Origin of the sequence: Clostridium weizhouense (genome assembly GCF_019431045.1) — a bacterium.
Lineage (GTDB): Bacteria > Bacillota > Clostridia > Clostridiales > Clostridiaceae > Clostridium > Clostridium weizhouense.
The window spans coordinates 42883-67794 of record NZ_JAHXPT010000010.1; the positions used below are offsets into that span (position 1 = coordinate 42883).

21 protein-coding genes are annotated in these 24912 nt (G+C 26.3%); 18 read left to right on the plus strand and 3 right to left on the minus strand.

The genetic code is table 11. The annotated features are described in order from the left end of the window. The first annotated feature begins 16 nt into the window (after window positions 1–16). The 10 genes from KYD98_RS12350 (at window position 17) to KYD98_RS12395 (ending at window position 13689) form a co-directional block, all read left to right on the plus strand. Window positions 17–2374, plus strand: a complete 2358-nt coding sequence (locus KYD98_RS12350; RefSeq protein WP_219780355.1) for an endonuclease MutS2 — start codon at window positions 17–19, stop codon at window positions 2372–2374. Between the two features lie 69 nt (window positions 2375–2443). After that, window positions 2444–3172, plus strand: coding sequence for a 2-thiouracil desulfurase family protein (locus KYD98_RS12355; RefSeq protein ID WP_219780356.1), 729 nt, complete (start codon window positions 2444–2446; stop codon window positions 3170–3172). 275 nt (window positions 3173–3447) lie between these two features. Then, window positions 3448–5175: a phospho-sugar mutase gene (locus KYD98_RS12360; protein ID WP_219780357.1), complete on the plus strand. Its 1728-nt coding sequence runs from the start codon at window positions 3448–3450 to the stop codon at window positions 5173–5175. 322 nt (window positions 5176–5497) lie between these two features. Beyond that, on the plus strand, window positions 5498–6586 hold the full coding sequence (locus KYD98_RS12365; protein WP_219780358.1) for a tetratricopeptide repeat protein: 1089 nt from the start codon (window positions 5498–5500) through the stop codon (window positions 6584–6586). A 446-nt stretch (window positions 6587–7032) separates the two neighbouring features. Beyond that, window positions 7033–7743, plus strand: coding sequence for a WecB/TagA/CpsF family glycosyltransferase (locus tag KYD98_RS12370; RefSeq protein ID WP_219780359.1), 711 nt, complete (start codon window positions 7033–7035; stop codon window positions 7741–7743). A gap of 8 nt (window positions 7744–7751) precedes the next feature. Then, window positions 7752–9281 (plus strand): murein biosynthesis integral membrane protein MurJ, encoded by a 1530-nt coding sequence (gene murJ / locus KYD98_RS12375; protein ID WP_219780360.1) that lies wholly within the window; start codon window positions 7752–7754, stop codon window positions 9279–9281. A gap of 8 nt (window positions 9282–9289) precedes the next feature. Next, entirely contained in the window at window positions 9290–10564 is a 1275-nt protein-coding gene (locus tag KYD98_RS12380) for a glycosyltransferase family protein (protein ID WP_219780361.1), read from the plus strand. Between the two features lie 5 nt (window positions 10565–10569). Next, window positions 10570–11727, plus strand: a complete 1158-nt coding sequence (locus KYD98_RS12385; RefSeq protein ID WP_219780362.1) for a glycosyltransferase — start codon at window positions 10570–10572, stop codon at window positions 11725–11727. After that, window positions 11708–12943 (plus strand): O-antigen ligase family protein, encoded by a 1236-nt coding sequence (locus tag KYD98_RS12390; RefSeq protein ID WP_219780363.1) that lies wholly within the window; start codon window positions 11708–11710, stop codon window positions 12941–12943. Before KYD98_RS12385 ends, KYD98_RS12390 begins: the two co-directional genes overlap by 20 nt. A gap of 92 nt (window positions 12944–13035) precedes the next feature. After that, window positions 13036–13689: a cyclodeaminase/cyclohydrolase family protein gene (locus KYD98_RS12395; protein ID WP_219780364.1), complete on the plus strand. Its 654-nt coding sequence runs from the start codon at window positions 13036–13038 to the stop codon at window positions 13687–13689. Window positions 13690–13851: 162 nt separating this feature from the next. On the opposite strand, the gene pdaA is transcribed toward KYD98_RS12395, so the two are convergent. Continuing rightward, entirely contained in the window at window positions 13852–14628 is a 777-nt protein-coding gene (gene pdaA, locus KYD98_RS12400; protein WP_258049814.1) for a delta-lactam-biosynthetic de-N-acetylase, read from the minus strand. Window positions 14629–14960: 332 nt separating this feature from the next. Here pdaA and ychF point away from each other — a divergent pair, with 332 nt between their 5' ends. The 3 genes from ychF to KYD98_RS12415 all read left to right on the plus strand — a co-directional run bounded on the left by ychF (window position 14961) and on the right by KYD98_RS12415 (window position 18799). Beyond that, window positions 14961–16058 (plus strand): redox-regulated ATPase YchF, encoded by a 1098-nt coding sequence (ychF, locus tag KYD98_RS12405; RefSeq protein ID WP_219780366.1) that lies wholly within the window; start codon window positions 14961–14963, stop codon window positions 16056–16058. A gap of 246 nt (window positions 16059–16304) precedes the next feature. Further along, window positions 16305–17117: a TerC/Alx family metal homeostasis membrane protein gene (locus tag KYD98_RS12410; RefSeq protein ID WP_219780367.1), complete on the plus strand. Its 813-nt coding sequence runs from the start codon at window positions 16305–16307 to the stop codon at window positions 17115–17117. A 344-nt stretch (window positions 17118–17461) separates the two neighbouring features. Further along, the gene (locus KYD98_RS12415) at window positions 17462–18799 is read left to right on the plus strand and encodes an FAD-dependent oxidoreductase (RefSeq protein WP_219780368.1); all 1338 of its coding nucleotides are present in this window, start codon (window positions 17462–17464) and stop codon (window positions 18797–18799) included. An 84-nt stretch (window positions 18800–18883) separates the two neighbouring features. On the opposite strand, the gene KYD98_RS12420 is transcribed toward KYD98_RS12415, so the two are convergent. Both KYD98_RS12420 and KYD98_RS12425 read right to left on the minus strand, forming a co-directional pair. Continuing rightward, window positions 18884–19183 carry an AzlD domain-containing protein gene (locus tag KYD98_RS12420; protein WP_219780369.1) on the minus strand — a complete coding sequence of 100 codons (300 nt, stop codon included), beginning with the start codon at window positions 19181–19183 and terminating at the stop codon, window positions 18884–18886. Continuing rightward, on the minus strand, window positions 19183–19917 hold the full coding sequence (locus KYD98_RS12425) for an AzlC family ABC transporter permease (protein WP_258049800.1): 735 nt from the start codon (window positions 19915–19917) through the stop codon (window positions 19183–19185). The genes KYD98_RS12420 and KYD98_RS12425 overlap by 1 nt, the downstream gene beginning before the upstream one ends. Before the next feature lie 165 nt (window positions 19918–20082). Between KYD98_RS12425 and KYD98_RS12430 the strand changes: the two genes are divergently transcribed. The 5 genes from KYD98_RS12430 (at window position 20083) to KYD98_RS12450 (ending at window position 24770) form a co-directional block, all read left to right on the plus strand. Continuing rightward, window positions 20083–20364 carry a hypothetical protein gene (locus tag KYD98_RS12430; protein WP_219780370.1) on the plus strand — a complete coding sequence of 94 codons (282 nt, stop codon included), beginning with the start codon at window positions 20083–20085 and terminating at the stop codon, window positions 20362–20364. A 179-nt stretch (window positions 20365–20543) separates the two neighbouring features. Then, a complete protein-coding gene (mraZ, locus tag KYD98_RS12435; RefSeq protein WP_219780488.1) occupies window positions 20544–20972 on the plus strand; it encodes a division/cell wall cluster transcriptional repressor MraZ in 429 nt (142 codons plus the stop codon). A gap of 12 nt (window positions 20973–20984) precedes the next feature. Then, a complete protein-coding gene (gene rsmH / locus KYD98_RS12440) occupies window positions 20985–21917 on the plus strand; it encodes a 16S rRNA (cytosine(1402)-N(4))-methyltransferase RsmH (protein WP_219780371.1) in 933 nt (310 codons plus the stop codon). Window positions 21918–21953: 36 nt separating this feature from the next. After that, on the plus strand, window positions 21954–22466 hold the full coding sequence (locus tag KYD98_RS12445) for a cell division protein FtsL (protein WP_219780372.1): 513 nt from the start codon (window positions 21954–21956) through the stop codon (window positions 22464–22466). Window positions 22467–22517: 51 nt separating this feature from the next. Further along, window positions 22518–24770, plus strand: coding sequence for a stage V sporulation protein D (locus KYD98_RS12450; protein ID WP_219780373.1), 2253 nt, complete (start codon window positions 22518–22520; stop codon window positions 24768–24770). The last annotated feature ends 142 nt before the right edge of the window (window positions 24771–24912 follow it).

Genomic DNA, 24912 nt, shown 5'->3' on the forward strand with positions numbered 1-24912 from the left:
AGGAGAGAATTGGTAGATGAATGAAAGATCTTTAAGAGTTTTAGAATTTAATAAAGTTAAGGAAAAACTTAAAAAATATGCACATAGTAGTGTAGCAAAGAAAAAAATAGATGAATTAGAGCCTTTTGATAATGTGTATGAAATAAATAATAATTTAAATGAATCTAATGAGGCATTAGAAGTTCTAATGAAAAAAGGAACACCTCCTTTAGAAGGATTATTTGATGTTAATGAATCTCTTGAAAGAGCTAAAAAAGGTGGAACTTTGACTCCAGAACAACTATTAAAAGTTGGTGGAATGCTTAGAGCAACTAGAAAAATGAAAGAATTTTTTAAAAGAGAAGAACAAGAAGAAGCTTATGAAAGATTAGAAGATTTAGCTTATATTTTAGCCCCTGTTACTGATTTAGAAAATGAAATAGAAAAAGCTATAGTTTCAGAAGAGGAAATAAGTGATAAGGCTAGTACGACATTATACAATATAAGAAGAAGCCTTAAAGAAAAAAATTCTTCTGTTAGAGAAAAAATAACTTCGATTGTTAAAAGCAATGCAAAGTACTTACAAGATTCATTATATACTATGAGAGGGGATAGATATGTAATTCCTGTAAAAGCTGAATACAAGAGTGCAGTACCTGGTCTTGTTCACGATCAAAGTTCAACCGGTGCAACATTTTTTATAGAGCCTATGAGTTTAGTAAATTTAAATAATGAAATAAAAGAACTTATGTTAAAAGAAAAAGCAGAGATAGATAGAATTCTTACTGCATTATCATTAAAAGTTAAAGATCATTCAGATGAATGTGAAAGTAATTTTAAAGTACTTATTCAGTTTGATTTTATATTTGCAAAAGGTAAATATGCTTGTACGTTAAATGCAATAAAACCAAATGTAAGAGAGGATGGGATATTTAATATTATACTAGGAAGACATCCTTTAATTGAAGCAGATAAGGTTATTCCTTCAGATATATATTTAGGTGAAGAATTCAATACATTAATGATAACAGGACCGAATACAGGAGGAAAAACTGTTACATTAAAAACTGTAGGATTATTACATATAATGGCATTAAGTGGGCTTTTAATACCAGCAAAAGATAATTCATCAATAAGTTTTTTTAAAGAAGTATTTGCAGATATAGGTGATGAACAAAGTATAGAGCAAAGTCTTTCAACATTTTCATCACATTTAACTAATATTGTTAGAATTATAGAAAATGCTGATGATAAATCTTTAATATTATTTGATGAATTAGGAGCAGGAACTGACCCAGCAGAAGGTGCAGCGCTTGCTGTATCTATTTTAGAGACTTTAAGAAATAGAGGAGCAAAACTTATAGCTACAACTCACTATAGTGAGCTTAAAGCATATGCTTTAAAGACTCAAGGTGTTGAAAATGCTTCAGTGGAATTTGACATAAATACATTAAAACCTACATATAGGTTATTAATAGGTGTACCAGGAAAATCTAATGCATTTGAAATTTCTAGAAGATTAGGTTTAAATGATGAGGTGATCAAATCTGCAAAGGAATATATGTCTAATGAAAATTTACAGTTTGAAGATTTAATTAGAGAACTTCAAGAGAAAAGTATAATAGCTAAAAAGGAAGCTAGAGATGCAAAACTTATTAGAAGTGAAGCTGAAGAATTAAAAAGAAGTTATGAGCAAAAACTTGCAAAACTGGATCAAACTAGAGATAAAGTGTATATGGAAGCTAGAAGTGAAGCAAAAGAAATAGTTGCAAATGCGAAAGATGAAGCAGATGAAATATTAAAAGCAATGAGAGAACTTGAAAAGTTAGGGATATCAACTGGTGGAAGACAAAGATTAGAAGAAGAACGTAAAAAGTTAAAAGACAGTTTAGAAGAAAGAGAAAAGAAATTACATAGAATAAAAGAAGATAATGGAGAGTTAATAGAAAAAGTTACATTAGGAATGGAAGCATTTTTACCTTCACTAAATCAAACTGTTGTAATTATTTCTATGCCAGATTCTAAGGGCGAAGTACAAGTAGAAGCTGGAATTATGAAAATTTCAGTAAAACTTAAAGATTTAAGAAAAACTAAACAAACAAAAGCTGAAAAAGTTAAAAAGAAAAGAGAAGTAAAATTAAATCTTAGTAATGTTGAATCTAGAATAGATTTAAGAGGACTAGATGCGGAAGAAGCATGTTACAGGGTTGATAAGTACTTAGATGATGCTTATATGTCTAACCTTGGAGAGGTTACAATAGTTCACGGAAAAGGAACAGGGGTACTTAGAAAAGCTATAAATGACATGTTAAAGAGACATCCACATGTTAAAAACTATAGATTAGGTGGTTATGGAGAAGGTGGAGATGGAGCAACAATAGCAGAACTTAAATAAAATGCTATGTTTTAAATTTAAAATAGACTAACGTAAATATAGTTTCTATTAAAAATAGAGGTGATTTTAATGTATGTAATCAGTGCTTGCTTATGTGGAGTTAACTGTAAATATAATGGGAAAAATAATTTTGATGAAAGTTGTGCAAAGTTATTTAGACAGGGGAAAGCTATATTAGTATGTCCTGAACAGTTAGGTGGACTATGTACTCCAAGAACTCCTACTGAATTGCAAAATTTATCAAGCAACATATTAAATGGAAAAGGAAATGCTATTACAAGTGATGGAATTAATGTGACAAATCAATTTATAAAAGGAGCTTATGAAACTTTAAAAATTGCTAAGGATATAGGAGCAACAAAAGCTATATTAAAAGAAAATAGTCCATCATGTGGAGTAAATAATGTTTATGATGGAACGTTTCAAGGCAATAAAATTGAAGGAATGGGTATAACAGCATATTTATTAGAAAAAGAAGGAATAGAAGTATTTTCTGAAGAAGACTTAGAACCTAACAGGGATAAACTTATATACTTGGATGAATATAGTAAGCTTAAGAAGCATAAAAGAAAAATTCTTAAATTAAAAAATGAAAATGAAGAAGAATTTGGAACGTTAAATTTAACAGATAATTTAGGAGAATTTTCTGATTTACCAGAAAAGGTTCAAGATAATGTTAAAAAACTTATGATTTCACTAGCAGAAGATTTAATGGGATTCACAGATATTGATGAAATAGCAGAAGCAACAGGTCTTAGTATAGAAGAAGTTATGGAAATAAAAAATGATAATAAATAATAAAAACCATTTGTTTGAAAAATATTTTTTAGACAAATGGTTTTTTTATAGAAAACTTAAAAAATATGATTTGTTTGACATATTTTTTTTAATATGTTAAAAGAATATATGTAATAAAAAATTTGACAAATTAACATTTACTTTCGAGAAAAATTATGGGATTATTTTCAATTTTTTTCTATGAAATCGTATAAAATATTAAATAAGGTATTTTTTATTATTTATAAGTATTGTATAATGATATAGATATTGAGTGAAAAGTGGGAGGAATTTAGATGAATTACAAAGAGAAGTATAACTCATGGCTTAATTCAGACAGCATTAATGAGGAAACAAAAAATGAATTAAAAAATATAGCTGATGAAAAGGAAATAGAAGATAGATTTTATAAAGATTTAGATTTTGGTACTGGTGGTTTAAGAGGTGTAATAGGCGCTGGAAGTAATAGAATGAATATATATACTGTATCAAAAGCCACTCAAGGTTTTGCAAATTATTTAAATGAAAATTTTAATAAACCTTCAGTTGCAATAGCATATGATTCAAGAAATATGTCTAAAGAATTTGCTACAGCAGCAGCACTTACTTTATGTGCAAATAATATAAAAGTATTTTTATATGAAAGTTTAAGACCAACTCCAGTATTATCTTTTGCAACAAGAGAATTAAAATGTAATGGTGGTATTGTAGTAACTGCTTCACATAATCCAAAACAATACAATGGTTATAAAGTGTATGATGAATTCGGTGGACAAGTGACAGATGAGAAAGCAAAGAAAATAATTTCTTGTGTAAATTCTATTGAAGATTTTTCGCAAATTAAAAATATTAATGAAAAAGAAGCATTAGAAAGTGGACTGTTACAATATATAGGAGAAGATATAGATAAATTATATGTTGATAGGGTTAAAGGATTAACTATAAGAAAAGAATTGGTTGATAGTAAAGCTGATACTTTAAAAGTTATATATACTCCGATTCATGGTTCAGGAAATGTTCCAGTAAGAAGGGTATTAAAAGAATTAGGATATAGTAATGTAGAAGTTGTTAAAGAACAAGAGGCTCCAAATGGTAATTTTCCAACAGCATCTTATCCAAATCCAGAAAATCCAGATGTATTTGAATTAGCTTTAAAAATGGCTAATACTTCAAATCCGGATATTATATTTGGTACAGATCCAGACTGTGACAGAATAGGTGTAGTTGTTAAGGACAGTAATGGAGAATATAAGGTATTAACAGGTAATCAAACAGGGTTATTATTAACACATTATATATTAAGTTCTTTAAAAGAAACTAATAAATTACCAGACAATGGTACTGTGATAAAAACGATCGTAACTACAGAGGGTGCTAGAAGTATAGCAGAAGATTTCAATATAAAACTTATAGACGTATTAACTGGATTCAAATATATAGGTGAAAAGATTAGAGAATTTAAAGAATCAGGAGAAAGTACTTATTTATTTGGATTTGAAGAAAGTTATGGATATCTTGCTGGAGATTTTGTGCGTGATAAAGATGCTGTAATAGCTTCAATGCTAATCTGTGAAATGTGTTTATATTATAAAGAACAAGGAAAAAGCTTATATGATGCTTTAATTCAGTTATATGAAAAGTATGGATATTTCAGAGAAGCTCTTGTATCTTTAGAATTAGCTGGCAAGGAAGGTCAAGAAAAAATAGCATCATGTCTAGAAGCTATGAGAAATTCTGATATAGAACAAATTGGTAATGTAAAAGTAGTTACTAAGTTAGATTATAAGTTAAGCGTTGAGCAAAATATGTTAGATAAAACTCAAACTGAAATTAAATTACCTAAATCAAATGTATTAAAATTTATGCTTGAAGATGATTCGTATTTTGTAGTAAGACCATCAGGTACTGAACCAAAGATGAAAGTTTATTTAGCAATAAAGGGTAGTAGTTTAGATGGTGCAATAAAAGAAATAGCAGAGTTTAAAGAAAAAGTAATGAATTTAATAAATGATAAATTAAATTAATGATAAATTAATGAATTTAATTTATTTAAGAAAAGCTGTTTTAAATGATCAATTGACCATTTAAAACAGCTTTTAGTTAGTTATATTTTAAATAAATGTGTATATTATAGTAGAAAACTTATGGACAAAATTAAAATAGGAAACTTGACTTATATACATTCATCCAGTAAGTTCTATGTTGTTATGTATTGACAATATAAAATTATATGTTTTTAATATATAGTGGTATAATAATTTTTTAAGATAGACTATCATTAATTATGAAATAAGGATATAATTACAAGATGTTTAATAAGTTAATTTAGGTGGTGCAATAATAACTATGGATTATAAAACAATGTTTAAAGACAAATTAAGTAAAATTTTATTTTTGGAGATGGATAAAGAAGGATTTAAAAAGACTTTAAAAATCCCTGAATATGTTACATTTAATAATGATGATTTATATATGCCAATAAGTTCTGAGTATATTACTTCAAATGTGAATGATGAAATAAAAATGAAGAATTTACCAATATATTACTTTATTGAAGGCATGTTTATATCATTTGGGTGTGATGAAAAGTTAAGATATAATGAAGATTACGGGGTGGTATTAACATATATTCCTAATGCTGAAGAATGCGTTAAAAGCCTTATTGCAAATAGAGTGAAAGAAGAAAGACTAGAAGACGCTTATGTATTGTTAAGAGGGTTATATAGATACAACAGAGAAGAAGAAGTGTTTAAAAATCTTTTATTAACAGGAGAAGCTATAAGAGAAAAAGATTCTAGTTTTAATGAAATTTTATTAGAAGATATTGAAGAAGGAAAAATTAAGTTTAATAAGATGCCAGAACCTTATCTTTATAATGCATTAATTTTAAGAGATAAGGGAGATTATATAAATGCAAAAAATGAAATAGATAGCTATTTAAATAAAGGTGGAATAAAAACTGATGAGATATCACAAATAATAAATGACATTAATAATATAGGGCAATACGAAAACGCGATTGAACTATTAAATGAAGAGCCAGAAAAGGCAATAGAAATGTTGTTACCATTAAGTGAACAGTTTGAAAAAAATCCACTTATTTATTATTATATTGCTATTGGATATAGAAATTTAGAAAATTATGAAAAGGCAATATATTATTTAAATGAAAGTTTAAGTCTTGAATCAGGAATACTTGAAGTAGTTAATGAACTTGGAATAAATTATGCTTGTATGAAAAATTACGAAGAAGCAATAAAATATTTTAAGAAGGCATTTGAAGCATCTAGAGATGTTGTGATTTGTACTAATATTGTAATGTGTTATATGAACTTAGGAAATAATGAAGAAGCAAAATTACATTTAGAAATTGCTAAAAAATTAAATCCAGATGATGATATTGTAAAAGAATTAGAAAAAACTTTACAAGTGTAAATTAAAAGCACTATCAAATAGTTGCGTTTATAATTTTTATGCTTTATTTTTAAATATGTTTATATTGTAGTATAAATAAAGTTTATTAATCTGAGAAGGAACGTGTCTTTAATAGAGGATTAAAAATTGTTAACTAGTATCTATTATGAATTTATAGACATTAGTTATAAAGTTCATGGATATGATTGAAGTCCAATTCCAGCTTGATTTTATACTCAATATTAACATTAATTTAAATATAGTAATAATAAAAATTATTAATATATGCTTTGATAGTGTTTTTTATATATTCATATAGAAATATTTGAATATAAAGGAAGCTATTATATGATATAATAGTTGAATAAAAGATAATAATAACCAATACTGAAAGGAGAAGTTACTAAAATAAAAAGTTTAGAAAATTATTATGTTACTAAACTGGGATTTTTTAAGTAACAAATATTATGTTTACAGAAATACTTAACTTTAAAATTTTTAATAAAAGCAAAGTTGAATTACTAAAATACATAAAAAGTTATGAAAAGGTTAATATTATATCAGGTAATCCAGAAGTATTGTTTAATGGATTAAATGATGAATTACTCAATAAAAGTTTTAAAAAAGAAAATAGTATTATAATACCAGATGGTGTTGGAACAGTGATAGCATCTAAAATATTAAAAAAGCCTGTTGAAGAGAAAATAGCAGGAATAGATGTTATGAAAGAAATTTTAAAAATAGCACATTTAGAGAAAAAATCAATATACCTTTTAGGTGCTAAAGAAGAAATTTTACGAAAGTGTTCAGAAAATATAAAAAAAGAATTTCCAAACTTAATTTTATCAGGTTTACATAATGGTTTTTTTGATTTAAACAATTGTGAAGAGATATTAGATGATATAAGAGAAAAAAAACCATGGGCTATTTTTGTGGCAATGGGATGTCCTAGACAAGAGTACTTTATTGAAAGCAATATGGAGACATTACCATGCAAAGTATTTATGGGCGTTGGAGGAAGTTTTGATATTTTTTCAGGAATATCAAAAAGAGCACCTAAATGGATGATAAATTTAGGATTAGAGTGGTTATATAGAGTAGCTAAAGAACCTTGGAGAATTAGAAGATTAACTTCAATTCCTAAATTCTTAATAACAGTGATAAAGTATAACAAATAGGTGATAAGATGAGGCAGACTAGTTTATTAAAATCAACTTTTATAATAATGATAGTATCATGTATAAGTAGAATTATAGGATTTGTTAGAGATATGCTTATTGCTAACAATTTTGGAGCAGGTATGTATACTGATGCTTATAATGTAGCTGTAACTATTCCAGAAACAATTTTTATGCTAGTTGGACTTGCTATATCTACTTCTTTTTTACCAGTGCTTAGCAAAATAAGAGCAAAGAAAAATGAAAAAGAAATGTATAAGTTTGCCAATAATGTAATTAATATATTATTTATTATTTCAATAGCAATTTTTATAATAACAAGTATTTTTTCAAAAGAGATAGTGGGATTATTAGGACATGGATTTGATGATAATACAACTTTAATAGCAGTTAAATTAACTAGAATTACTTTAATAAACCTTTTATTTATGTCAATTAATGCATGTTTTACAGCATTACTTCAAGTAAATGAAGATTTTGTTATACCTTCAATTTTAGGTCTGTTTTTTAATTTGCCGATGATTGTATATTTACTATTTTTCAAGAATTATGATATTATGGGATTGACTATAGCAAATGTTATAGGAAACTTTTTGAGAGTAGTAATTCAAGTACCTTCCTTAGTTTCGCATAGATATAGATATAAATTTTTTATTAAATTTAAAGATAAAGAATTAAAAGGTATCTTAATATTAATAATTCCAGTAATTATTGCAGCAGGAGCTAATTCTTTAAATGTTATGGTAGACAAAGCTATTGCTTCATCTTTTTCAGAAGGATCAATTTCTGCATTAGGATATGCAGAAAAGTTGATATTTTTTATAAACAGCATAATTACAACATCTATTTCAAGTGTTGCTTATCCAATGCTATCAAATGCAAGAAATGATGGTAAGCATAAGGAATTTATAGGAATATTGAAACAATCAATAATATATTTAGCGCTTCTTTTAATTCCGATTACAGTTGGAATTATAGTATTTAAAAAAGATATTGTTAGCATTATATATGAAAGAGGAAAATTTGATGAAGATGCAGTAAAGTTAACAGTATTAGCTTTATTTGGTTATTCATTTGGAATATTTTTTACTGGGATGAGAGATATTTTAAATTCAACTTTATTTTCTATGGGCAAAACCAAGATTACAACTTTAAATGGTATTATAGGGGTAACTATCAATGTAATACTTAGCATTACTTTATCAAAATATATGGGTATTGCTGGAATAGCATTAGCTTCAGCTATAGCAATGATGATAACGTCAATATTACTTTTTAGTAGTATTATTAAAATAGAAAAGAACTTTAAACTTAAAGATATAATAAAGAAAATAGTCATTATTGTTTTTAATTCAATTTTAATGGGAACAGTAATTATTATTTTTGTTAATTTTATAGAGATGAGAATATCGAAAATATTAGTTTTATTTTTTGGTACTATAATCGGTATTATAGTATATATTATATTATGTTATGTATTTAAAATTAAAGAAATTACAGAAGTAAAAAATTTAATTTTAAGAAAGGTTAAAAAATAGGAGGACAAATGAAAATACTATTTATTGCATGCTATTCTCCATTAATAAATAATTCAGCTGCTATTGAGACTTTACAGTATTTAAATAAGCTAAGTGAGATTAATGGGAATGAAGTACATCTATTAACAGTTAATTTCCCTAAAAATTCAATATATTATGATGAATATTTATTTTCTATGATGGATACAAAAATTAAATGTCATTTAATAGGTGGAGGGCCTGTTTTTAAAAAATTGATGCCAAGAAAATCTTCTGAAGATTTAAAGACAAATGTAGGAAAAAGAAAGAAGATTTTAAGAAAAATAAAGAATTCTTTAGTAATTCCAGATATGTATTATGGATGGGCGAAGAAAGCATCAACCTATGGTATGAATCTTATGAAAAATGAAAAATTTGATGTGATATTTTCTATGCATGAACCACCATCTTCTCATTTATGTGCCTATTATATAAAGAAAAAATTTAAAGATATACCGTGGATTACATATTGGAGTGACCCATGGCTTAAAGATTCAACAAGGCAAAAATCATTTATAGTAAAAAAAATTATTGAAAGTAAAATGGAAAGGGATGTTGTTGATTTAGCAGATAAATTTATTTTTGTTACAGAAGAGAATAGAAAAGACTATATAAAAGAATATACTTTTTTAACACAAAAACAAACTTATGTATTAAACAGAGGGTTTGATAAAGGACTCTATGAAAAATTATCATTAGAAGAAACACCAAATCTTATAAATAACAATAAAGTAAATGTTGTTTATGCAGGAGAAATATTTTCAAAGTTAAGAAATATAAATCCGTTTATAGAGGCTTTAGAAGAATTGAAAAATGAAAATAAAGAGTATTATAATATGCTTAATGTTTTATTCTTTGGTAATATTGATGATGTTGAAGGCAAAAAAAGGTTGGAAAAATTAGATATAGCAAAAGTTTCATCAAGAATACCTTTTAATGAAGCATTAAAATATATGCTGAATTCTGAAGTTTTACTTTTATTTGGTAATAAAAATTCTAAGCAAATACCAGCAAAGATATATGATTATTTCGGAACTAATGGAAAAATATTTATAATATATGGTGATGAAAATGATCCAATTAAAGATGTAGTAGAAAATCATGAAAAATGTATTACTAGTATTAATTCATCAAAAGATATTAAAAATAATCTTTATAAATTAATAGATCTTTATAAAGCTGATAAGATAACTTCTAATCCAGATTATAGATATGAGTGGAATAGTATAGTTAATAAATTAAATAATATATTAGAAGAGAAGTGATAATTATGCACATTATGGTAATACCATCGTGGTATTCATCTCCTCGAAATAAGGTTCATGGAAGTTTTTTTAAAGAACAATTTAAAGCACTATCAAATAGTGGAGAAAAAATCACAGTTGCTTATAATGAAATTTGGCCAATTACCTTAATCGGAAAAACTCATGAAAAAAGAAAAATAAACTTTAATATAGAAGAGGGACTTAGAACATATAGATATAAAGATTTTAACTATTTTCCTAAAAATCCCATTATGTTTAAAAGTTTTAATAAAAGAATGGAGAAGTTATATAAAGAAATTGTTAGAAAAGAAGGCAAGGTAGATATAATACATGCTCATTCTGCAATGTGGGGAGCTATAGCAGCATCATATATAAGTGAAAAATACAATATACCACTAGTAATAACAGAACATTCATCTTTAGAATATGCAAAATATTTAAAAGAAAGTTATAAAAAATATATTTATGAGGCTTATGAAAAAGCAGCCTGCTTAATAGCAGTAGGCAATGGTTTGAAAACTGAACTTAATCAGTATATAGATAGGGATATAAAAGTAATACATAATATGGTTGATTTATCTTTATTTAATATAAATGATAAAATGAAGGAAGATAAAGTTGAATTCAAGTTTTTTTCGTGTGCATTTCTTGAAGAGGGAAAAGGAATGGAACTTTTACTTAAAGCTTTTAAAGAAGCATTTAAAGGTCAAAATGTTACTTTGAATATAGGTGGAGATGGTTCACTTAAACCACTTTTGGAAAAAATTATAATAGATTTAGAAATGAAAAGTCAAATAAATCTTTTAGGTGCATTATCAAGAGAGGAAGTAGCATATGAAATGAAAAATTGTGATGTTTTTGTGTTACCTTCAGAACATGAAACTTTTGGTGTAGTATATATTGAAGCACTAGCATGTGGTAAACCAGTTATAGGAGCTAAAAATGGTGGAGCTGAAGATATTATAAAAGAAGATAATGGTTTAATTATTGAAAAAAATAATAAAGAAGAATTGGTTTTTGCATTAAAAAATATAAAGAAAAACTATTATAAATATAATAAGGATAATATAAGGAAAAATGCTGTTTTTAATTATTCAGAGAAAGTATTAGTTAAGAATCTTAAAGGAGTGTATAAAAAAGTATATGAGGGAAGTACTAGGTAAGATATATGAAGTTATAGATAATAGATTGTACTTTAGATTATTATATTTATTTGTAAGTATGAGTTTTGTTACTATTCTTTCATGTATACCAGGAATAAAATTATTAAATACCTTGGCGTTAGCATGGGGAATGTTATTGATATTATTTATGATATTTAATGATTATAAAAGAAGAAAAATTTATAAATTTGATATACCTTTAGCAGGGTTTATCATTATTACATTGATATTTAACTTAACTGTTTATAGAGATAGTGAGAACATAAAAAAATGGTTGTTTAATATTATATTATTAATGTCAATATATACAATTGATGTATTTAAAGATAAGAAGATAAATATTAAAGAGATGAATATTATAACTTATTTTTATACAATAATTATGTTTATATTATCATTAGGGTCATTGTTTATGCGTTTTTCAGGAAAAACTATAAAAGTTGGAGAAATTCTATTTGGTTATACTAATGAATATACGAATGGACTTTTTATAAATGAAAATGCATTGTCAATAGCAGCTGCATTAGCAATTGTAATGAGCATATATTTAAACTCAAAAAGTAAAAGTGGTAAAATTAAAATATTTTATGTTGTTAACATAATAGTACAAATAATTTCTATGATTGAGGCAAGAGGAAGAAGTGCTTATTTAGTTGTTATTGCTATAGGATATTTATTTTTATTTGTATATTGTAAAAATAAATATTTTAGAACTGCACTTATAATTATTCCTTTATTATTAGGAAGCATAGGATTTACATTTAATGAAACTAAGCTTCATAAGATTACAACAGGAAGAAATATATTATGGAAATCAGCTAGTTTGGTAATAAAAGAGCACCCTTTAACTGGAGTAGGATATAGTGATTTAATAGAGTCAGTTAGAAATGTAAGGGAAGTTGAATATTTACCTGGAATTGAAGGTGGAAGATTACATAATATTTATATTGAGATTGCAACTGTTAATGGAGTGATTTCATTAGTATTAATATTTATTTTTTTAATAGGTATAATAACTTTTATAATAAAAAAACTAGATAAACTAAAAAGAAAAGAAAAATTTCAAATGACAACAATAACTTCTATGATTGTTGGAATAGTAGCAGTAAATGTATTTGAAAGTAATTTAGTATATATAGTTAGTTTTATATCAATTATATTCTGGATATATTTAGGATATTTGGTATCTATATTGGATAATAAAAATATAAGTTAAGAATCTTACTGGATTTTAAGTGAATGTTTATACTATAATATAAATACTATTTTGAAACATAGAGACAAAATTACAACTAGGGGGCAAAAGTAATGGAATTTTATAAAGAAACAATTAAAGAATTTGTAGAAAATGTATCAAGTGATGCACCATCACCAGGTGGTGGAAGTGTAGCTGGGTTAATAGGAGCATTATCAGGAGCATTAAATTCTATGGTATATTCTCTGACAGTTGGTAAAAAGAGTTATGAAGCTTTAGATGAAGATATTAAGATTATGATAAGAGGATTTCAAGAAAAATCTAAACAATTTACTAATAATGCGTTAGAAATGATGGAAGAAGATAGAAAAGAATTTTTGAAATTAATGGATTCATATAAATTACCTAAAGAAACTGATGAAGAAAAGAAAATAAGAACTTTAACAATAAAAGAAAATACAAAGAAAGCTATGATGCCACCATTAAATTTAGCAAGAGAATGCATGGATTTTTATAAAAATTTAAATATAATGAGTAAGTATGGAAATAAAATGCTTCTTTCGGATTTGGGAATGTCAGCTATATTACTTCATTGTGCAATAGAGAGTTCTATAATTAATGTAAAAGTTAATTTAAATTCTTTAAGAGAGGATAAAGAATTCTTTGATAAAATAAAAGAGGAACTAGATACTATGTTTAATAATTCTTTAATAGAAAAAGATGTAATAAGCAGAAAAGTAAATTCTTATATTTTCCCTGAAGATTAATATGATTATTTAGGTGTTGAAGTATATTTTTTAGTCTCAATATATTTTATAATAAGCATATATAAAATAAATAAACTTTATATAAATACATAATATAAAATAACATTAAAGGAAGCTAATTAAGGCTTCCTTTAATGTTTAACATGTTGATTATTATAGCTATTAATCTGTTGGAAGATCATCTAAAGATTTAAATTCATATCCTTCAGATTGAAGATCTTTTATAACAGTTTCTAATATTTTAGTATTAGTGTCAGAAACAGCATGAAGGAGCATAATGCATCCAGGATGAGCACCATTTGTTATTTTTTTAATTCCATAATTTTCAGTAGGTTGATTTTTAACTAACCAATCTTTATAAGCAAAACTCCAAAATATAGATTTATATCCTAATTCTTTAGTTATTTCTAATGATTCCTTTGAATATTTTCCCATAGGTGGTCTAAAATATTTAGGCATATCTTTTCCAGTAACTTCTTTAAATGCTTCTTCTACTTCAGTAAATTCCTTTTCAAATTTTTCTTTATCATGAATTTGTGGCATTGATTGGTGATGAGAACTATGATTACATACAAGATGTCCTTCATCTACCATTCTCTTAATTAATTCAGGTTCAGTCTTAATGTAAGGTTTAACAACAAAAAATGCGGCAGGTACATTAACTTCTTTTAATATATCTAAAATTTTACCAGTGTTACCATTTTCGTATCCTTCATCAAATGTTAGATAGATTACTTTTTCAGAGGTATTTCCTAAAAAATAAGCATCATTTTCTTTAAGAAAACTTAAAGATTCTTTTGGTCCTTCTGCAATTTGATCTTTTCCACGTCCAACAAAATACCAATTAAGTTCACCTTTTTCTGAAAATAAAGAAAAAATATCTCTTATTTTTGGATCATCAAATTCTTGGAATACTTCAAATTCTTTGATTTCTTGCATATTATCCTTATTTAACTTTTTACTATTTGCATTAGCTTTAAAAGGAAGAAAGTTTACTATTAATGTAAATACCATAAAAGCTAAGATTATTTTTTTGTAATAAATTTTCATTTAACCACCTTCAATCTAAAATTATATCTACATAAGTTAGTATTTGTAGTTTATTAAGTATTAACCATGGTAATTTATATATTTTTAATGTTATATATTAACTTTAAATTAAAAGAAGTAGTTCTCCAAATGCTTTATTTTGTATGCTTTAGTTGAAATAAACAACTTTCTAGAGTATAATTTTTAAAGGTGTAGTAAATGTAAGAAAGGACTGTACATAAATGAAGTTAGGAATTGTAGGTTTACCTAATGTAGGTAAAAGCACATTATTTAATGCAATAACAAAAGCTGGAGCAGAGTCAGCAAATTATCCATTCTGCACAATTGAACCAAATGTAGGTGTTGTTAGTGTTCCCGATAAGAGATTAGATGTTCTAGAAAAGATGTATAATACAAAGAAAAAAGTATATACAGCAATAGAATTTTATGACATAGCAGGATTAGTTAAAGGTGCTTCAAAAGGAGAAGGTTTAGGAAATAAATTTTTATCTCATATAAGAGAAGTTTCATCAATTGTTCATGTTGTTAGGTGTTTTGAAGATGGTAATGTTGTTCATGTAGAAGGTTCTGTTGATCCAATAAGAGATATAGAGACTATAAACTTAGAATTAATATTTTCAGATTTAGAAGTTTTAGAAAGAAGAATGGAAAAATCAGTAAAACTAGCTAGATCAGGTGATAAAACTGCTAAAGTAGAATATGCATTAATGGAAAGAGTTAAAGCACATTTAGAAAAAAATCTTCCGGTTAGAACATTAGAAGTAGATGAAGATGAAGCGGCATTTGTAAAAAGTTTATTTTTAATTACTTCAAAGCCTGTATTATATGCATGTAATGTATCAGAAGATGATATTATGAGTGGAGATCCACGTAATGAATATGTTAAAAAAGTTGAAGAATATGCAAAACAAGAAAATTCAGGTGTTATGATTGTTTCTGCAAAAATTGAAGAAGAATTATCAGGATTAGATGATGAAGAAAAAAGTGAAATGCTTGCTGAATATGGATTAAAAGAATCAGGATTAGATTTATTAATTGAAGCTTCATATAAATTATTGGGCCTTATGAGCTTTTTAACAGCAGGAGTTCAAGAAGTAAGAGCATGGACAATTAAACAAGGAACAAAAGCTCCAGCAGCTGCAGGTAAAATACATTCTGATATTGAAAGAGGATTTATTAGAGCAGAAGTTGTTGGATATGATGATTTAGTTGAATGTGGATCAGAAGCAGCAGCTAAAGAAAAAGGTAAATTTAGACTTGAAGGAAAAGATTATATAATGAAAGATGGAGATGTAGTTAACTTTAGATTTAACGTATAATAAGTTTTTAGAGTATATCTAAAGTTAAATAAAAAATTATATAATTATTTATTTAAAATCACGCACAATAATGATATGCTTCTTTTATAGTAGACAGTTGAAATAATAAAACTGTAACTATAGAGGGAGTATATCAGAATAATGCGTGATTTTTAATTATCTAAAAATAAGTTTTATTATGTAAGGATAAAATTAAAATATTATTAATATAAATACCTTAAGAGTTTTAATAAGGAGTTTATAATTATGAAAACAAAAAGTTCATTACGTAATTTAACATTTTGGATAATTTTATCAGTTCTATTTAATATTTTTATTTTTTATACCAGGGGTGATAGAGCAGCAGTTGAATATTTTGGTGGTTATATAATAGAAATGTCTTTAAGTCTTGATAATTTATTTCTGTTTTTAATGATATTTTCGAATTTTGGAATATATCCACAGTATCAAGAACGAGTATTATTATATGGAGTTCTTGGAGCTATGATATTGAGATTAATTTTTATCTTATTAGGAGTAACTATAGTAAGTAAGTTTCATTGGGTACTTTATGTATTTGGATTAGTCTTATTATTCAGTGGATTTAAGATGATATTTTGTAAAAATGAAAGTGTAGAATTTCATAATAATTTTGCTGTTAAAATATTGAAAAAGATTATGCCAGTTACCAATAATATTCATGGAGAACATTTTTTTGTTAAGAAAAATAAAGTTCTTTATGCTACTCCATTATTTGTTGTCTTATTAATAATAGAATTTTCAGATGTTATTTTTGCATTAGATTCTATACCAGCAATTTTTTCTATTACAACAGATACATTTATAGTGTATACATCCAATATATTTGCAATACTTGGCTTAAGAAGTATGTATTACATTTTAGCTCAAATGAATAATATGTTTAAATTTATGAAATATGGGGTAGGATTTATACTAATGTTTACAGGTATAAAGCTTGTAATTATACATTTTGGTATAGAAATATCAGCTTTAATTTCTGTTTTAATTATAATGATTATTTTACTTAGTAGTATATTAGTATCATTACTATTTGAATAAAATTTTTTAGTAATATAAAATATAGTTTATTTTATTAATGCTATAAGTTTTAACAAAATTTTTTAATTAATTCAAATATTAGGATATTTATAAATTTTATGACTTATCAGTATAGTAAGAAGTTTGTATAGAAAATTCATGATATATATGTTTTAAATTATATACTATTAATTCAGCACATAATTTTCTATAAGAATTTTATAAAAGAGTATATAAAGTAATAACTTAATTAGAATATATATTTTTTAATAAAAACAATTTACTTATAATATAAAAAAGTGTATTATATATTAAAAGATAATAATTATTATTTAATATATGATATCTGAAGGAGCGTTGTTAATATGAAGATTATTGTAATAGGATGTACCCATGCAGGGACTGCTGCTATAGTTAATTTAAAAGAACTTTATCCAGAAAGTGAAATTATTGTTTATGAAAGAAATGATAATATTTCTTTTCTATCTTGTGGTATTGCATTAAGTATTGGAGGAGTTGTTACTGAAACAGAAAAACTATTTTATAATTCTCCAGAAAATTTAAAATCCATTGGAATAAAAACTAATATGAAACATGAGGTATTGGATATAGATTTTGATAAAAAGAATATTAAAGTTAAAAATTTAGAAACAAATGATATCTTCGAAGATAATTATGATAAATTAGTTCTTACTTTAGGTTCATGGCCAATAGTTCCAAAGTTTGAAGGTGGAAATTTAGAAAATATCGTATTGTGTAAGAATTATAATCATGCTAAAGTTATAGAACAAAAATGTACTGATTCAAAAAATGTAATAATAATAGGCGCAGGATATATAGGTGTTGAACTTGCAGAAGCATTTGAAATGAAAGGTAAAAAAGTAACTTTAATAGATGCTGAAAATAGAATAATGGCTAAATATTTAGATAAAGAGTTTACAGATATAGCTGAATCTGAATTTAAAAAACATAATGTTAATTTAGTTTTAGGAGAGAAAGTTAAATGCTTTAAAGGGAAAGAAGGAAAGGTATCACAAGTCATAACAGATAAAGGAGAGTATCAAGGAGATTTAGTTATATTATGTATAGGTTTTGCACCAAATACTAAATTGGTAAAAGGAAAATTAGATACATTACCAAATGGTGCTATAATAATTGATGAATATATGAAAACAAGTAAAGAAGATGTCTTTGCAGCAGGAGATTGCTGTGTAGTTAGATATAATCCGGCAGGAGATACTCGCTACATACCATTAGCAACTAATGCTGTTAGGATGGGAACATTGGTTGCTAACAATATAATTAAACCAACTCTTAAATATATGGGAACGCAAGGTACTTCAGGAATAAAAATATATGATAAGTGTATAGCATCAACAGGTTTAACAGAAGAAGTAGCAAAAAGTACTACATCTTTAAATATAGAGTCAGTAGTAATAAGTGATAATTATAGACCAGAATTCATGCCAACATTTGAAGAAGCTCTATTAAAACTTGTATTTGATAAAGATACAAGAAGAGTACTTGGAGGACAGATACTTTCAAAAATAGATCTAACACAATTTATGAATACACTTTCAGTAGTAATTCAAAATAATATGACTATAGAAGAACTTGCAATGACTGACTTCTTCTTTCAACCACATTTTAATAAACCTTGGAGTTTGTTAAACATAGTTGCATTAGCAGGAATAAAAAAATAAATATGTTTATAGTTTTTGATATTAATACTATTTTAAAGCATTTAAAAGAAGGTAAGGCAAAAAGTTTGCTTTACCTTCTTTTAACTATATAGATATATTTAAGAAATAAATTATTAATACGGATGAAACTGCAACAATAAGTAAATTTTTTTCGAAGTATGCTAAGATTATTGCCACTAATGTTCCTAATATTGAATAAAAAATATTTTCTGTACTATAGAAAATACTTGGAAATGTCATAGCACCTAAGACTGCATAGGGCATATAACTTAATAGGGATTTTAAAAATACAGATTTAATTTTTTTATTAAAAATAGTTAATGGAATTACTCTAGGAATATAAGTAATTAAGGCCATTATTAGTACACATATAATTATATACATTATAAGTCCTCCTTTATAGGAAAAAAGTAAGCACCTATTGCAGATGCTATTAAAGAAACAATAATAACAACAAATCCAGAAGAAATTTTATTTAAAAGAGGTAAATATTTAAATAAACAACTAAAAATAATAGCTATGATTACGACTAAAAATATAGGCTTTGATTTTTTAACTTGAGGTATTATTAAAGCTATAAACATAGAATATAAAGCTATACCTAGAGAATCTTGTAAGGAATATGGAAGAATTTTAGTTGTTATAGCACCTATAAAAGTTCCTAATGCCCAACCTAAATAAGGAAGTGTAATTAATCCTAACATAAATTCTGCACTTAATTCTCCTTCTTCAAGAGATGCTAATGTAAAAGTCTCGTCTGTTACTCCGAATGAAATTATAAGTCGTTTAAATAATGGTATTTTATCATACATTTTTTGAGAAAGAGATAATGACATAAGCATATATCTGATATTAATAATAAAAATAGTTAATGCTATTTCTAGATAGGAAGCTGTATTAAATATGAGATTAATGCCAGCAAATTGTCCGGCAGATGTTAAATTGGTCATTGATATTAATAGAGCAATAAAAGGATTGAGTCCCCCTCTAACAGCCATCATTCCAAATGTTATTGAAACAGAAAGGTATCCTAACCCTATAGGAATTCCTTTTTTTAATCCATATTTATATTTAACTAAATTACTAGTTTTTTTATTTTTATTAATATTTTGTTCCAAAGTTAATCCCCCCAAAAAAAGATATAAGGCATATTTAAAAAAATTATAACAAATAAGAAAAGAAAAATATAGAAAAAATAGGGAATTTGTTTTTAGATATTTAAAGTATTTTTTTAAAAAAATAAAAATAATATATATTAAGGTAATATAATTGGAGGGAAAACAGTGGACTTAGTATTAGTATTTTTAGTTACAGCAATAGTAACTTGGAAAAGCATATATACGATTAATTTAATTTTAAAATTTTCTAAAGAAAAAAATAAAAAGGAAAAGTGGATTAATATAATATTATTTAATGGATATATAATATATTTTTATTTTTTGTTTAAAGCTGCAACAAATTCTATAGTATCTCCACTTGAAGGACCTATTTGGTTAATTGTAATTTTTATAATTCTTGCATTTTGTAATCTTTTATATGATTTTAAAAATGGTAAGTCAGGATAATAAAATGTAGATTTATTAAATATATTTATAAAAAATCTTAATTAAATTAAAAAATGTATATCGTATAGGAGGAAAAACTATATTTTTATAGAATAAATATAGTAAAGTGGTTTAAAGTGGTTCAAAGTGGTTGAAATAGAGTTTAAATTACTGTAAATTATTAAGGTAGGAGTAAAATGATGTTTATTGGAGAATATCAACATTCATTGGATTCAAAAAATAGAATGATTGTTCCGTCTAAACTAAGAGAAGACCTTGGAGATAAGTTTGTTATAACTAAGGGACTAGATGGATGTCTTTATGCTTATCCGATAGATGAATGGAAAGTACTAGAAAATAAACTAAAAACTTTACCTTTAACAAACAAAGATGCTAGATCATTTGTAAGATTCTTTTTTTCAGGAGCTTGTGTAATTGAATTGGACAAACAAAGTAGGGGATTAATTCCACAAAATTTAAAAGAATATGCAAAAATAGAAAAGGACATAGTAAGTATAGGAGTATTATCAAAAGTCGAGATATGGAGTAAGGAACAATGGATCAATTATAATGAATCAGATATTGATTTTGATTTAATTGCAGAAAAAATGAATGATTTAGGAATATAAGGAGTTTTTATTATGGAATTTAAACATGTTTCAGTTTTATTAAATGAATGCATAGATGCCTTGGATATAAAAAAAGATGGAATTTATGTAGATTGTACATTAGGAGGAGCCGGGCATTCATCACATATATTAAAAAAATTATCTAAAGAAGGTTTATTAATAGGTATAGATCAAGATAAAGATGCTTTAAAAGCAGCAAAAGAAAGACTAAAAGATTTTGAAAATGTAACTTATGTTCATAGTAATTTTTATAACATAGATAACATTTTGGAAAATTTAGAAATTCCTAAAGTAGATGGAATACTAATGGATCTAGGAGTGTCTTCATATCAACTAGATGAAGGAGAACGTGGGTTTAGTTATATGAAAGATGCTCCACTAGATATGAGAATGAATAGAGAAAATGATTTTTCAGCTTATGAAATAGTAAATAAATATAGTGAGGAAAAGCTTTATAAAATAATAAAAGAATATGGAGAAGAACGATTTGCTAAAAGAATTGCAAATTTTATAGTTAATAGAAGAGTAGAAAAACCAATAGAAACAACACTAGAGCTAGTTGACATAATTAAAGCTGCTATTCCAGCTAAGGCTAGAAGAGAAGGGCCACATCCAGCAAAGAGAACTTTTCAAGCTATTAGAATAGAAGTAAATTCAGAACTTCAGATATTAAATAAAACCATTGAAGATGGAGTAAATAGATTAAATCCAGGTGGAAGAATGGCAATTATAACATTCCATTCATTAGAGGATAGAATAGTAAAACTTAAATTCAGGGAACTTCAAGATCCATGTACTTGTCCGAAAGAATTTCCTATTTGTGTTTGTGGTAAAAAATCTAGTGTAAAATTAATATCTAGAAAAGGGATCGGACCTAGTAAAGAAGAAGTAGAAGAAAATCCAAGAAGTAGAAGTGCAAAGTTAAGAATAATTGAAAAACTATAAAAATAATTTTTGTTATGTTATAAATTAAGTGGGGATGTGAATAATTTGGTAGAAAGAGAATATGATTATATTAAAGGTAGTACAGCAGTAAAACCATCTAGAAAAAGTATAGTAACTACACCAAGAAGAAGTAAATATAATTTACGCAAAGTTAAAAAGAATGCAAACAAAAAATTAAAAAATCAAAGTATAGAAACAAGAAAAAATGTACTTATGACATCCGTTATGATATTTTGCATAGGTGTTATGGTTATTACTGGAGATGCAAAAGTTTATAATATGCAACAAAAAGTAACTGAAGTGGATGGTCAGATTAAAGTTGCTCAGGAAACCAATGAAGCGTTAAGAGTTAAACTTTTAAAATTCTCATCTTTACAAAATATTAAGAACATTTCAGAAAATAACTTGGAAATGGTAGTACCAAATAAAAGTGATATAGTTAAAATTGATTTTTCTGAAAACTATTTTGCAAATTTAGAGAATACTAATGATGAGGGAAATAAAACAAAAAAAAGTTTATTTTCTAGATTTAAGGATGCCTTTAAATAGTGCATCCCTACTTGCTTTTATCTAAAAGAAATTAGATGGAGGAATTAAACAGTGAAAAAGCCAAATTATAAAGATAGAGCAAAAATGCGAAAGAGATTGACAATTGTAGTTGTAGGATTAAGTTTTATTTTTTTTATTTTAACATTTAGATTATCCTATATAATGATAGCTAAAAGACAAGAATATGCTGCACGTGCAGAGGAACAATGGACAAGTGAAGTAAAGATAGATGCAAGAAGAGGAAGAATTTTAGATAGAAACGGAAAAGAATTAGCTGTTTCTGCTAATGTTTATAGAGTTGATTTTGATTTAAACTCTATAAGATCATATTTAAATCAGGAATTAACAGAAAAGAGAATTCAACAATTAAATAGTATAGGAATAAACGTGGATTCAAGTAGAGAAAAGTTAACAACAGATGATATTGCACCAGTAATAGCAAAAGCTTTAGATTTGGAAAATCAAAAGGTTAAAGAAAAGCTTGAAACTAAATTACCAAGTGGAGCAGATGCTGGTTCTGCAACTCTTATAAGAAGAATAGAGAAAGATGTGGCAGATAGGGTAAGAGAATTAAACATAAGTGGAGTTTTAGTATCGCCTGATACAAAAAGATATTATCCTAATAATAATTTCTTAGCACATGTACTTGGAAGTACTAATATAGATGGACAAGGTTTAACAGGTATAGAACTTCAGTATAATAGTTACTTATCAGGGGTTCCGGGAATGAAAATTGCTGAACTTGATAGAAAGAATGGAGAATTACCTTATACAATTTCTCAATTTACTCCACCAGTTGATGGAAAAGATGTTACTTTGACAATTGATGAGAATATTCAATTTTTTGCAGAAAAAGCAGCAGAGCAAGCATATGAAGATAATAAAGCTAAGGCTGTATCTATATTAGTTATGGATCCTAAAACAGGAGAAGTTTTAGCAATGGTAAATAAACCGGATTTTGATCCTAATAGTCCATATAAAGGAACTGAAAGTTTTGAAGGAGCAAATGAAACAGAAAAATTACAAAAAATGTGGAGAAATAGATTAGTTAATGATACGTTCGAACCAGGATCTATCTTTAAGGTTGTGACGGCTATTACAGGATTAGAAGAAGGTATTGTTAATGCAAATACAGATTTTTCATGTGCTGGAGGATTACATTTTGGCAATCGTTATATTAAATGTTGGAGAACTCAAGGACATGGAGCACAAAAATTCCCTGATATAATTCAAAATTCATGCAATGTAGGATTTATGAAGTTAGGAGAAATGATAGGAAAAGAAAAATTATGTGAGTATATAGATAAATTTGGTTTTGGAAAAGTTAGTGGAATTGACTTGCCGGGAGAAGCTAAGGGTATAGTTAAGAAAGTAGATACAATTTCTGAAACAGATCTTGCAACAATAGCATTTGGTCAAACTAATACTGTAAATTCTGTTCAATATATGACTGCATTTAATGCGATTGCAAATGGTGGTACTTTAATCCAACCTCATATAATGAAAGAGGTTACACATAATGATAATAGTGGAGTTAAGGTTGTTGATGATAAGTTTAATCCTAAAAATTCTCAAGTAGCAAGCAAAGAGAAAACAGCAGAACTTAGAAGTTATCTTGAAAGAGTTGTAACTGGAGGATCAGGTGCAGGAACATTTATGGAAGGGTATCATATTGGTGGTAAAACAGGTACAGCGCAAAAAGTTAATAATGGAACTTATGGAGCGGGAAAATATATATCTTCATTTGTTGGTATGGCACCAGTTGATGATCCGAAAGTTACAGTTATGGTTACAGTAGATGAACCAAGTAACGGAGCATATTATGCAGGACAAGTATGTACGCCAGCAGCTAAAATGGTATTTTCTGATATATTTAATTATTTAGATAGTAAATTTTCAGATGAAAATTCAAGTCAAATATCAAGAGATGTTGTAATACCAGAAGTAAGAGGGTTAAAAGTAGATGAAGCTCAAAAAATATTAAAAGCATCAAAATTAGATTTTGTATTAGAAGATTCAGGTGACGTAGTTATAGACATAAAGCCATATCCAGGATATGCAGTAAAAGAAGGCTCAAAAATAAATCTTTACACTGGAAATAATGGGTCTTATAATAAAAATGTTGTAATGCCAGATGTTAGAGGATATTCTAAATCTGATGCATCTAAGTTATTAACTAGTCTTGGAATAAATATAACATTTGATGGAGATGGAATAGTAACAAATCAGAGTGTTAATCAAGGTGAAGTTATAACTAAAGGAATGTCAGTTAAGTTAACTCTAAATTCAGATTATAAAGACTAAGTGATTTTGGATAAATTTTACAACTTTATTTAGAAGACTTAGTAAATTACTAGCATGTGGGTTTTACTCACATGCTAAATTAATGTAAAATTGAAAATCAAAAATAGTATTTAAAAAAGCTAAAAAGCATATTATTTAAGGA